Below are 11,656 nucleotides of genomic sequence, written 5' to 3' on the forward strand. Positions count from 1 at the left end.
TCTCTCTACCTCTCGCTGGAACGCTCATCAGGCGGTTCTTTCACCGAAGACTGGGTGCTGCGCGGCGGGTGGCGCATCACTTTCTAGCCATTCCGTTTCGCCAAAAGGTACATTCCAGAATAACATCATAAAAGCAAGAGGCCGGAAAAATTCCGGCCTTTTGCTGTATCTATCGCTATTGGACTCATTCGTGGAACATCGCCTCTGTCTGTATCTACATTGCCGTTATAATGCCTTTGAGTTTATCTCTTATCTTCCGCAGCCGCGCGGCGACGGCCTGCTGGCTGATGCCGAGGGTCTCCGCGATCTCTCTCTGGGTAAAGCCCTCGATGAGCGCCTGCGTGAGGTCAAGCTCTTCGGGGCTGAGGATACGGAAAAGCGTCTCCCGCAGCTCCACCTCCCGGTATCTCTCCTCTTCCGCCCCCACCGTCTCCTCGATCTCCTCCAGCAGCACCTCGTCTCCCTGCGTCCGTCCGCGCCTCATGCGCGCCGCCGCGTCACGGACGATGCCGGGCAGATTGTTTTTGAGGAAATGGGCGAGCCACTTCATGTCGGGACATTTGGGAATCAGGAGGAGCAGCGCGAGATAGCCCTCCTGCACAAGATCCTCATAGTCGGCGCCGCGCCCCTGATAGCGGCAGGCGGTGGCTTTGACAAGCGGCGTATAACTGTCCGCAATCTCCCGTACCTGCGCCTCGCTATTCATCGGAGACCTCCAGATGGACGAAAGAGCGTTCCGGGTAGGCGATCGTCCTGGCAAAACCGGCCTCCTTCGCCATTTCGCGGAAGAGGCTCTGGCTGCCGGCGGGGACGGCGACGTCCGCGGCCAGGCCCCGGCGGTGGAAGCTGTTCGCCGCGCCGCCCACCGCGGCGTTATGCGGCGCGCAGCGGTAGCCGCTGGTGATGACAAGCGGGCGCGCGCACAGGTCTCGCAGCCGCTGTATGGCAGCGGCGAGCCGCCGGTGAAGGACGACGGCGTGACAGCAGGGACACTGGAATTCCCTGAGGTTGAAGTTCGGCGTTATCTGAAAGTCGTTAAGACGCATGGGTGATGATACCCTCCTTCTGTCTGTTTTTTATATGATTTTAGCCTTTGTTGGGGAAATTTAATGTAAGTGCCGCCGCGGCGGCGGTACCGGCAAATGTTCCTGTGGTCTCTCAGCCACGGCGGCATCCGCGCCTATCAGGCGCGGATGCCGGTTCAGTTTTCTGGACGCGCGATCTTTTCCATGACGGCGCCAAGGCTTATGACCGCTTTCGTCAGCTCTTCAAGACGTCTGTCCATCCTGACGAGCAGGAATGAGGCCACCGCGATGGAGAATCCGTTCTGGATAATGCTGCCCATCAGCTCGTCCATTTTTTATCGCCTCCTGTCTTTTCTGCCGTTCAATGTACGGGCGATGATCCGTCCGAGTATTTTGAGTATTATGCGCCATTTTATTCTATGGGGGTTTGTTTTTATTCACTTGCTTACTGTATGATATCAAATATTATGTATTTATTCAAGTATTAATACATACTTTTTGCTTACCATAGATAATTTATCCGCTTCTGTGATAGGGAAGGGACGACTGCCGTCCCTTCCCGCTCTTTTCCGGGCTATGCTCCGGCCTCTGTGAGTTCGATCTCGGTCGACGTGCGCTCGATGAACTCCGCCGATTCGCAGGATATCAGGGTCACGTCAAAGGGCTGCTGCTCAAGGATGAGGTCAGCCGCGGCCTTGACCTTCGCCGCGCCCTCCGCTCCGGAGAGCTCGGGAGCCGCGTAGTCCATGCTCATGTAGAAGTTCTTGCCCGCCTCTGTGATGAATTTCATTCGGATCGTCTTCATTGTCTTGTTTCACCTCCTCTCCTGTTCTTGTCCTTCCGTTATTCACCCTCGAGAAGCCCGGTGTCGTATTTCTTCACCGAGGCCACGGGGTACTCAAGCAGGCCGCCGAGCGCTCCGACGAGCGCGTTAAGGCTCTCCGCGCCGGCCGCCGCGCCGATCTTCGAGACGGAGACCGTCTTGGTAACGCTCTTTCCGTCGACGGTGCCGAGGGAGAGCGTGAGGCGAAGTGCCGAGGTCAGATGTTTTACGTTTGCCATGCTGTATTCCTCCTTTCATGTTTGATAACAATAATAGTGTGTTGTGTGGTATGGTTTTACAAACGGGGCCCAGAAAATATTTTCCACTGGCTAAAATCTGTACAGCAGGCACCGCAAAAGGCGGCGCATATAACGCCCCGCCTGCGTCAAGATCCATTGACGCCCAAGGAGCCCAGTTTTGACCTATTGAGATTTTTTACAGCACGTACGCGGGGCCGACAAAATTACCGGTTGACAAAAGACACGGGAGGGATATTCTCATAGATATCGGCTCTTTGATCAAAGAATGGGAGGCGCTCCATTGATGAATTATTCCGTTACAAGATACTGCACGCTCTGTGAGGCGGATGATTTCGTCGCGTCCTGCGTCGACGTCCCGAAGTTTCTCGGCTTCTGCCGCGAGTGCCGGAATTACGGGAACAACTGGATGTGTCCCCCCTTCGACTTTGATCCGCTCGATATATGGCGCTCCTACGGCAAAGTCAGGCTCTACGGCCTGCGGATGACTCCCGAGGGGGAATGCGGCGGGGGAAAAAGCGCGATGGAGAGCGCCAGGGAGATAATCATAAAGGAAAAACGCGGATTGATCGACGAACTTTTAGAAGAAGAAAAGAAGATACCGGGCAGCCTCAGCTTCTTCGCCGGCTCCTGCGAGCTCTGCCCCGTATGCGCGAAGGCGACCGGCAAGCCCTGCCGTTTTCCCGCGATGGCGCGCCACTCGATAGAGGCTCTCGGCGCGGACGTGAGCGTCGCCCTGAAAAAATACCTCGGCCTCGACATCCTCTGGATACGCGGCGATAAACTGCCGGAGTACCTAACACTCGCCGCCGCGCTGCTGCTGCCGCGATAAGGTTTCAGTGCCGCGGCGCCCGCGGCAAGTGCTCAAACGGCGGCGCTGATAAGCTTTAAAACGCAGCGTTCCTATATAAAGCCAGCCCTTTATCTGTAAGCAGATATTTTTGGCGCGGATGATTGGGCTTGCCAGGGTAGAGCAGCCGAATAAAACCATCCATGATCGCCGGCTCCAGATAAGAGACGGTAAAATTTCCTCTGTCACGCAAATTCACCGCGATAAGCATCTCTTTGACTGACATCTGTTTCTCACCAAGCGCCATAACCAGTCTTAAAATATTTGGATCGCCGCCGTTAAACTTGCAGGGTGCTTGTAAGGAGGTTGCCTGGTGCCTGTTGGGTGCACTTTCCCTTGAAAGACCGTGTTCGTCCCCCTCATAGTGGACTCCGACCAGCAAAAAACGGTTCTTCAATTCGTTTCGCTCCCCCAACAGTAAATTACGAAAGAAGCGCTCCAGATATTCGGAATTCGCTTCGATCCCCTTTTGATAATTCCTGTAATTGGCGCGCACCAGAGCGTTGCGGAAGTACCATGCATTGTCTGTAAAGATGTCGTTATTGACCTCGAATCCCATAGAACAAAGATACTTTATGGTAAATACGGCGGTCGTTCGGGTATTGCCTTCACCGAAGACGTGAACCTGCCATAGGTCGGAGACAAACTTCGTGATATGTGCCGCCACTGCTCCGACGGAGAGGCCGCTGTAATTAAACCGCTTCTCCTGCGCAAAATCGTACTCCAACGCCGCGCATAACTCTGCCGCGCTGGCATACAGTACCGTGTCACCACGCAGCACCCATTCTTTTTTCGTTATATTGTAATCTCTGATTTGCCCGGCGAAATCAAATACACCGGCAAATATACGGCGGTGGATAGAGATATAGCCTGCCGGAGAAAAGGTAAAAGCCTTTTCGTTCAACAGTCCGGTAATATTAGCGGACACCTTGTCCGCCTCTTCCGTTCTGCCGTCTTCCGGCGCCTTGCCGGATTTGCTTTGATAATAACTGTCAATTAAATTCTTGACTTCGTCAATAGAAATATCGCCTTCGATATGTCGTTTCGCAGTCTCCAGCAAATATGCCGACGGCTTTAACCCGTCGACCGCCTGCAGGCCGATGGCCGTTTTCCACGACTCGGCCCGTTTTCGCCGGTGAGGCTCGCCCTGACGCAGATACTCGTCAAAGTCATAATACGGACAATGTTCGCCTCTTTTCATCTCACCCCACCCTTTTGAATACAGACAGCGCTCTGCTGCCCCGATATCATTGTATATTGCGGTTATTGTAAAGGCAAGCGACGATACTTCAGTCAGATATACCGCCGTGTTCCGTCGATTATTCTGGGAATTCGTACATTTATATAATAACTAAAACAGCAGGAAGGACCGCGTGATATGCGGTCCTCTCCTGCTGTCTGCGTATATTGGGTCTATTTATAAAATTCCTGTTGGGGGAGGAATTTTCAGCTATGCGGCCTGCGTCGATTTGGCTGTCTTTACGACTTCCTTGTCGAAGTAGCAGCTCTTGAGCAGCTCTTCCATCTGCGCGGGCGTGATGGGACGCGGGTTGGAGCCGGTGCAGGCGTCGCCTACGGCGAGCTCCGCGACCTTCGGCAGCTTCTCCATGAACTCCTTCTCGTCGATGATGCCGCCCTCATAGTCCTTGATACGCGAGGGGATATCCAGCTTGACGTTGAGTTCGTTGATGTGGTCCACAAGGGCCGTCACAAGCTCGGCGGTCGTCTTGCCCTCAAGGTGGAGGTAGCGGGCGATCTTCGCGTAACGCTCGACCGCCGCCGGTTCCACCGCGTTGAAGCGGATGACCTTCGGCAGGTACATGGCGTTCGCGCAGCCGTGGACGATATGGCCGCCGCTGTAAGCCGCGCCCGTCTTATGCGCCATCGAGTGGACTATGCCAAGCAGCGCGTTTGAGAAGGCCATGCCCGCGAGGCACTGCGCGTCATGCATCCTGTCGCGTGCCTCCATGTCGCCGTTGTATGATTTGACGATATCCTCGCTGATCATTTCGATCGCGTGGAGCGCGAGGGGATCGGTGTAGTCGCAGTGCAGCGTCGAGACATAGGCCTCGATCGCGTGGGTCATGGCGTCCATGCCGGTGTGCGCCGTGAGCTTCTTGGGCATCGTCTCCGCAAGTTCCGGGTCAACGATCGCCACGTCGGGGGTGATGTTGAAGTCCGCGAGCGGGTACTTGACGCCCTTCGCGTAGTCGGTGATGACTGAGAAGGCCGTTACCTCCGTCGCCGTTCCCGATGTCGAGGGGATGGCGCAGAACCTCGCCTTTGTACGAAGCGTCGGGAAGTTGAAGGGGATGCAGAGAGCTTCAAATGTCGTGTCTGGATACTCGTAGAAGGCCCACATCGCCTTCGCCGCGTCAATCGGCGAGCCGCCGCCGATGGAGACGATCCAGTCGGGCTGGAACTCGCGCATCTCAGCCGCGCCCTTCATCACCGTTTCGACCGAGGGATCTGGCTCCACGCCTTCGAAAAGACGGACCTCCATGCCAGCCTCTTTAAGATACTGCTCAACCTTATCGAGGAATCCAAAACGCTTCATGCTGCCGCCGCCGACAACGACGATCGCCCTTTTGCCTCTGAGTGTTTTAAGCGCTTCAAGCGAACCCTTTCCGTGATAGAGATCGCGCGGTAATGTAAATCTTGCCATGGTAAATTCCTCCGATACGTTAAAGTTTTTATATTTTGTACTGCTTCGTTAATCACTTCACATTCTGTATTCTACTCACCGCCGTCTATATTGGTAGATACAAAAATGGAATATAGCTATTCAAATATCGATATAACTTTATCTAATATTACAATATTCCAATGTTTTGCATACCGTGCTTACTCACAATATAACGATAACCCGGTCCACCGCGAATCTTCCATGCGGCGGGCCGGGCTCGATATTTCTTTCTCAGCCGGTCAGGCGGAATGACCGCTCTCCCTCCGGCGTCTGAGGAATATTTGGAACTTTATTTTGCCGAATACTCTACCAGCATCTTAAAAAAATCGTGCTGGAAGGGGTCGGAATCGGCGAGGGATTCCGGGTGCCACTGCACGCCGATGAGGCCTTTTTTGTAATCCGGCATCGCTATTCCCTCGATGAGTCCGTCGCCGGTCTCCGCGGTGACGACAAAGCCCTCCGCGAGCCGGTTGACCGCCTGGTGGTGCGCGGAATTAACCTTTATCTCTCTTTTTTCCGAAAGGGGCAGGAAACGCGGCTCGATGATATTTACCGTATGCGAGTAGCCATCCATCGGATACGGAGACTGGTGGATTTTCCAGTCGGGATTTATCCTGTTGATATCCTGATGTATGTTTCCGCCAAAGACGACGTTGATCATCTGCTGTCCGCGGCATATCCCAAAGATAGTTTTACCCTTTTCATAGGCTCTCTTTAATAGAGTATATTCAAATTCATCCCTGACGGGGTCTGTCTCTCCGCTTCCATCCGCCTCTTCACCGTACAGAGACGAAGTAATGTCGGCGCCGCCGCAGAACAAAAACCCGTCGTATTTAACGGCGACGGAGTCGATCTCCTCAGCAGTTTTCCTCACGGAAAGAAGTTCGGCCAGACCGCCGGCCAAGCCTATATGGCGCAGCATCTTTCCCGTCAGGCAGAGGCGCTGCCAGCATGTTTCAACGATATTGCGCTCGGCATCCTGGAAAAGGGTATCTGTGAACGAGTCATAAAATGCCGAGGAAGCCACTCCTATCAATGGTCTCATGATTTTCTCCTTTCAGCGCCCGTTTTGTAATTCACGCAGACCACAAAAGGTCTCTTAAAAGAAAATACCCCCGCAGGGGTATTTTCTCTCGCGCATTTCGTAAACAGCGGCGTCAGATAATTATTTGCCTATCTGCGTGCCCTTTATTTTCTCATACTTCTCCGGTATCTTCACATCCGTGGTGTGCATATAGCCCCTGCCAAAAATATATGTGTCCTGGTAAAGCATGATATATTTTTTATTCCTGGTCCCGTTCGCAAGGTCAAGATACCTTTTGCCGTGCCATCCTATTCCGGGCGTATATTTCTCAAAGCAGAGCGTGAAATCCTTGATATTGCCCAGCTTAGCCTTTTTCTCGACTACCCGTTTGCCGTATTCCACCATGGCGCAGGTCATGCTCCAGGGTACGGAGGCGCTCCACGTTCCCATGCGTCCCTTTCCGCCGGCGGCGATCACCGTGCTTTCGATCTTTTTCATTATCGCCGGCCAGTTGCCGGATTCGTTTTTGAGGTCTATCCCAAAGGCTCCGGGATAGCCCAGAATCGGCGAGGGGTCGTCCTGCTCGATGAAGAAGCCGCCGTATTTGGCGATCTGCCTCAGAAGGGGTTCCGTCTGCGCGTCGTTCGTGCAGTAAAAGGCGGTATTTTTGCCATATTTCTTGAGCCAGGCGGGAACCTTTTCAAGGATGAACTGCTGGGCTCCGGCGACGCCCACGTCGCTCACGGGGTCGGGAGCAGTCTCAAATGAAAACTTGACGCCCAGCTCCTTGCAGGCCGCCTCCATGATCGCGCGCTTGCGCGCCTGGAGTTCATAACTCTGGTGGCGCGGGAAGGATACCATGACAAAGTTTTTCGCGCCGAGCTCTTTCGTGGTGTGGATGATCAGGTATCCCCGCGAGATGCTGTCACCGACGGCGCTGAAATCCGAGATTGAGGAGATGACGTTTGGGTCCTCGTGCGGGGAGCCGGAGAGGCAGATCACGTCGTTCCTCTTCTCCTTGATCCTGCGGAAGGCCTCGGTGGTGCCCGGCACCGCGTCGTTGACGACGATAACCTTTACCTTCGGGTCGTCCGCCAAACCGACAATCTGCGAGATGGTGGTCTCCATCTCCTGCATGAAGTTATCCGGGAAGGTGACATGCTTGATCATGCCGCCCTTGGAAGCGTCGCCATACTCCTTGACGATCCTCTCCGCGCCGCGGTAGGCGTCCTCCGCCTGGGAAACGGTGGGCGTCGCGACGCCGATACGGAAGGCCGGCTCCGCAGATACCGACGCGGCGCACAGCACAGCGACGCAGCATGATACGACAAAACAAACCAGGAACTTTCTCACAAAGTATCCCCTGCCTTAAGATTTATGATAGCGTGCCAGAGAAAAACAGGTACTTACCGCACATGACGTGCATACTATCACCGGTTCGACGGCGATGTCAAGAAAAACCAGCCTCGGCACTATGGTCCGGTCAACTTTAAATCTTGCGCTCATAACTCATGGTTTTTAAATCATTTTATTTTTATCGCGGCGGAGCTGCCGGGGACGATGACTTTGCGAGGCTACTCTTCCCTGCCGCACGCTGAGGACATGGCCGCCGCTTCATTCGCCCTGCCGCGCGTCAGCCCGGTTAGGCGGCGGCACGCGCATAACGGCATCCGCATCTTATATATCCGCTGAATGCACAAAAAAGAAAGAGGCGGAGTTTCTCGTCCGCCTCTTTTACTGTTACCACTGTTTATTACAATGTTTATCCGCTTACCTCTTGCGTCTTACCGCCGCGAGCGGCAGCAGCGCCAGCAGTGCTAAGACTCCCAGACCCGCGGAGCAGCCGCTGCTTGAACCTCCGGAGGGTTTCGGTGCCTTCGCCTCGTTCATCGCCATCGCCACGGGGTCGATTACGCTGCCCATGGTTTTGTCGTAGTCGAACTCTCCATTATCCTTGACGAAGAGTATGAGCGTGTATGTCGCGGTCGGATCGATTTTGTCGGTAAAGGCGAGATTGTTTCCCTCCACGTTTTTGAGCGTGAAGCTCTGGTCGGCGTAGCCGGCCGGCTCCGCGGTATAGCCGAACTTCGCGCCTGTCCCGTCCCTAAGTATTTTGATGAGCGTGATGTCGCTGACTATATTGTTTGCCGCCGCGCCAAGCTGCGCGCCGGTCGTCTTCATCGCGAGAGCCGCGACTTTGCCGCTGTCGATCGCCGCCGCGATGACGGGCAGAGTCATGATCGTCTTCGGAGCCACCGCCACGTCGTCCGACATTACGGAGGCCACGGCCTTCTTTGCGGTCACAGGGTCGACCGTGATGTTGCCGTCAGCCGTCGCGGTGAAAAATTTTACCGGAACGTCCGCGCTCGCCGCGAGGGCTATGGTGTTCTCCTCCGTTGCCGGCGTGATGACGGGGGGAGCCGGCTTCACATCTGCCGGTACGTTCTTGTCCGTCTTCACTGGGTTATCCTTTTCAGTTACGACAGTCGGCGTTACGGGAGCCGGCGTCGGCACCGGGTCCGGAGACGCCGGATCTTCGACCGTCACGGTGCAGCCGGCGGTTGTCCTTGAAACAGAGCCGGTGTCGGAGATTACGGCGATGCCGGCCTTGTGCGCCGTCACCTTGCCGTTGCCGTCGACTGTGGCCACCGATTCGTCGCTGGATTTCCAGGAGACAGTTTCACCGGCGGCATATGTCATCGCCTTAATAGTACTGCTCTCTCCGGGATGAAGTTTCAAAGTAGTTGGCGTTACGGCGATAGGAGTATTTTTGCATGAGACTACGAGTTCCGTCTTCGCCTCGTTGAATGCGGCGGAGACTATGCCCGTGGCTTCGCTGACGTCCACCACCGGCACGTTTTCGAGCGCGCTGTCAAAGGTGAGGACAGACGGCGTTCCGAAATTCGTCCAGTTGCCCGTGAGTTTAATGACCGTTGCCCCGCCAAGGTCCGCAAGTTTCAGCTTTGTGCCGTTGGTAAGCTCGATACGGTCCATCTCCACTATCGTCGCGCCGGAGAAGTCCGCCTGGACGTTGTCGAATACGAGGACGGAGTCGCCGGAGACGGAGTCGTTGTAGTCGGCAACATAATCACCGTTCGAGGAAGAACTCTGCGTCCCCTGTCTGCTGACCGTCCCCTTATAAGCCTTTGTAATATCTTTGAATGTGACAGTTCCGTTTTTTTCAACGGAGACTATCGCCTCAGAGCTTACAGGCCGCCGACCGCCGGCAAAGATCATCGAATTTTCCGTAAGCGCGGAGAGGCCACTGTCGCTCACAATATCGATATTTGAACCACCGTGAATAACCGATTGTGTCTCGCTGGTGGTGCTGTTCCACGCCAAGCCGCCGCCAAAGACATATCTGATTCCCTTGCCGCCGGTTATTTTGATATGCGAGTCGCCGTTAATATAGCCCTTGCCGCCTTCAGTTTCAACATCATGGCCGGCATAAAGCCTTGCCCTGCCGTTGTTTTCCCCCATTGTGCCGCCGGAAAAAGCGATACTGGTGTCGCCAAGTACCGTCGCCGTACCCTTAGCCCAGATTTCAGCTCCGGCAAATATCGTATCGTCAACGGAGCCTTTTAATATCTGTACACCAGCAGAACCTACCGTGAGGGACGGCGTCCCCTTATTTAACAACGCGCCGGCGGCCCACATTTCACGAACGGCCCCGCCGCCATCGACGGTGACAATGGCGGCTCCCTTTACAATACTGGAAGCCTTACCGTCCTTCTGAATCATCGGACCGGCCAACAGGGCTGTTTCACTGTCTTCACCGGTTTTCCAGTCCGCATTGAAATTAACGGTGCTGTCTCCTTCCACAACGATCGAATCTGATGTACTGTCTTCATTCAACAGACCACCAGCCGTAGCCTTAAGATAAGATACCTCATAGGCGGAACCCAGCTTTCCATTGATAGTCAGCGTCGTATTGCCGGAAACGGTCCCGCCCTCGGGTCCGGCGGCGAGAAGTAATGATTTCTGAGCGCTTCCATTTTTCTCATATATTTCCGACGTCTCGGCGGAATTGAAGATCATACTGGAATCCTTAAGGTTGGAGCCAACCCCGCCAGCGATAATTTGGGTAAAACCGCCATTGGTATAGAGTTTCGAAGTGCCCCAATTTACCGTGAAGTTTGCGCTTCCGTTCGCGCCGTCCTTAGTGCCGTATATCTTAAAATTATTTGTATTCAGTGCATCCTTCTTTCCAAGGTCACCGCTGATATTTACCCTAATTGTTCCTTCAGCGTTCGGCTTATAGACGACGTCTTTACTGATTACCGCAATGTCTATAGTCCCACCATTTTCATATGAAACTCCATCTACCGCCCATGCCGTTCCCAACATCGCGGCGGCCGCCACAAACGCTAACGCCAACTTGCATTTTCCATGCAACTTTACCATTCAGCACACCAGACCTTTCACCCCAAATAAAAATAATAAAAAAACAACCTCACGTAATAAGAGTATCTCCCATTTTTGTGGTTTTATAGATCACCCTCCCGTCCATTTTCCAGCCCCAGACCAACGCGCGTTCGCACAGATACAGAGGATATGAAGATCCCCTTCGCAGCTCTTTTATATTGCGTCTTACTAAGTTCATGAACAGGCCGGCCGCCGAAACAGGCGAATATGGATAGATGCGGTAATCGGCAGTCGGCTGTCATAACTTTCGTCTTAGACCCTTGGCTTTCCGGCGCTGTCTTTCGGCAGCTGTGGCTTTTTTATAACGATTAACATTGAATGAATTTTACATCACCCCCCCCCACCCGTGTCAACATTTGTTTAGTATTTAAGTAAAAACGTGTGTTAAAATCGGCTAGAATTATGGGAAATGGTTTCAGGGCAAATATATCGGCAAAAGTTGGATGGAGAAAAGAAAGATAAATGACGGTTTAGCTTCGAGTGGGGAGAAGATAAATAGCGGTTTAGCTTCTGACTTTGCCCTTAAAGGCGCCCTCTGTGAGGGAGCTGGCTCGGCGATGTTTTTT

The 11,656-nt window shown here is 54.0% G+C and carries 11 protein-coding genes and 1 riboswitch; of the genes, 1 reads left to right on the top strand and 10 read right to left on the bottom strand.

All coding sequences use genetic code 11. The features are described from left to right. Window positions 1–214: 214 nt before the first annotated feature. From LIO98_RS06330 to LIO98_RS06350, 5 genes are all read right to left on the bottom strand, one after another. Window positions 215–706 carry a sigma-70 family RNA polymerase sigma factor gene (locus LIO98_RS06330; protein WP_291954337.1) on the bottom strand — a complete coding sequence of 164 codons (492 nt, stop codon included), beginning with the start codon at window positions 704–706 and terminating at the stop codon, window positions 215–217. Continuing rightward, window positions 699–1,046, bottom strand: a complete 348-nt coding sequence (locus tag LIO98_RS06335; protein ID WP_291954340.1) for a D-Ala-D-Ala carboxypeptidase family metallohydrolase — start codon at window positions 1,044–1,046, stop codon at window positions 699–701. The genes LIO98_RS06330 and LIO98_RS06335 overlap by 8 nt, the downstream gene beginning before the upstream one ends. A 155-nt stretch (window positions 1,047–1,201) precedes the next feature. Further along, the gene (locus tag LIO98_RS06340) at window positions 1,202–1,357 is read right to left on the bottom strand and encodes a YvrJ family protein (RefSeq protein WP_273309714.1); all 156 of its coding nucleotides are present in this window, start codon (window positions 1,355–1,357) and stop codon (window positions 1,202–1,204) included. Between the two features lie 242 nt (window positions 1,358–1,599). Next, window positions 1,600–1,830 carry a DUF2922 domain-containing protein gene (locus tag LIO98_RS06345; protein ID WP_291954344.1) on the bottom strand — a complete coding sequence of 77 codons (231 nt, stop codon included), beginning with the start codon at window positions 1,828–1,830 and terminating at the stop codon, window positions 1,600–1,602. A gap of 38 nt (window positions 1,831–1,868) precedes the next feature. After that, window positions 1,869–2,087: a hypothetical protein gene (locus LIO98_RS06350; RefSeq protein WP_291954346.1), complete on the bottom strand. Its 219-nt coding sequence runs from the start codon at window positions 2,085–2,087 to the stop codon at window positions 1,869–1,871. A 304-nt stretch (window positions 2,088–2,391) separates the two neighbouring features. On the opposite strand from LIO98_RS06350, the gene LIO98_RS06355 reads away from it, so the two are divergent. Then, the gene (locus LIO98_RS06355) at window positions 2,392–2,937 is read left to right on the top strand and encodes a DUF2284 domain-containing protein (protein ID WP_291954349.1); all 546 of its coding nucleotides are present in this window, start codon (window positions 2,392–2,394) and stop codon (window positions 2,935–2,937) included. Window positions 2,938–2,992: 55 nt separating this feature from the next. Here LIO98_RS06355 and LIO98_RS06360 read toward each other — a convergent pair whose 3' ends face one another. The 5 genes from LIO98_RS06360 to LIO98_RS06380 form a co-directional block, all read right to left on the bottom strand. After that, window positions 2,993–4,156: a Fic family protein gene (locus tag LIO98_RS06360; protein ID WP_291954352.1), complete on the bottom strand. Its 1,164-nt coding sequence runs from the start codon at window positions 4,154–4,156 to the stop codon at window positions 2,993–2,995. A 249-nt stretch (window positions 4,157–4,405) separates the two neighbouring features. Further along, entirely contained in the window at window positions 4,406–5,620 is a 1,215-nt protein-coding gene (locus LIO98_RS06365) for an iron-containing alcohol dehydrogenase (protein ID WP_291954355.1), read from the bottom strand. Window positions 5,621–5,930: 310 nt separating this feature from the next. Then, entirely contained in the window at window positions 5,931–6,686 is a 756-nt protein-coding gene (locus tag LIO98_RS06370; protein ID WP_291954358.1) for a gamma-glutamyl-gamma-aminobutyrate hydrolase family protein, read from the bottom strand. Window positions 6,687–6,806: 120 nt separating this feature from the next. Further along, window positions 6,807–7,973: a DUF3798 domain-containing protein gene (locus LIO98_RS06375; protein WP_291954364.1), complete on the bottom strand. Its 1,167-nt coding sequence runs from the start codon at window positions 7,971–7,973 to the stop codon at window positions 6,807–6,809. 462 nt (window positions 7,974–8,435) lie between these two features. Further along, entirely contained in the window at window positions 8,436–11,042 is a 2,607-nt protein-coding gene (locus LIO98_RS06380; protein WP_291954361.1) for an Ig-like domain-containing protein, read from the bottom strand. A 271-nt stretch (window positions 11,043–11,313) separates the two neighbouring features. Beyond that, a riboswitch (cyclic di-GMP riboswitch) is annotated at window positions 11,314–11,395 on the bottom strand. Between the last annotated feature and the right edge of the window lie 261 nt (window positions 11,396–11,656).

This window comes from Cloacibacillus sp. (genome assembly GCF_020860125.1).
GTDB lineage: Bacteria > Synergistota > Synergistia > Synergistales > Synergistaceae > Cloacibacillus.

Bases quoted from the DNA above. Each gene is read 5' to 3' on its own strand.
- LIO98_RS06330 (WP_291954337.1), bottom strand. From the start codon at position 706: ATGAATAGCGAGGCGCAGGTACGGGAGATTGCGGACAGTTATACGCCG.
- LIO98_RS06335 (WP_291954340.1), bottom strand. From the start codon at position 1,046: ATGCGTCTTAACGACTTTCAGATAACGCCGAACTTCAACCTCAGGGAA.
- LIO98_RS06340 (WP_273309714.1), bottom strand. From the start codon at position 1,357: ATGGACGAGCTGATGGGCAGCATTATCCAGAACGGATTCTCCATCGCG.
- LIO98_RS06345 (WP_291954344.1), bottom strand. From the start codon at position 1,830: ATGAAGACGATCCGAATGAAATTCATCACAGAGGCGGGCAAGAACTTC.
- LIO98_RS06350 (WP_291954346.1), bottom strand. From the start codon at position 2,087: ATGGCAAACGTAAAACATCTGACCTCGGCACTTCGCCTCACGCTCTCC.
- LIO98_RS06355 (WP_291954349.1), top strand. From the start codon at position 2,392: ATGAATTATTCCGTTACAAGATACTGCACGCTCTGTGAGGCGGATGAT.
- LIO98_RS06360 (WP_291954352.1), bottom strand. From the start codon at position 4,156: ATGAAAAGAGGCGAACATTGTCCGTATTATGACTTTGACGAGTATCTG.
- LIO98_RS06365 (WP_291954355.1), bottom strand. From the start codon at position 5,620: ATGGCAAGATTTACATTACCGCGCGATCTCTATCACGGAAAGGGTTCG.
- LIO98_RS06370 (WP_291954358.1), bottom strand. From the start codon at position 6,686: ATGAGACCATTGATAGGAGTGGCTTCCTCGGCATTTTATGACTCGTTC.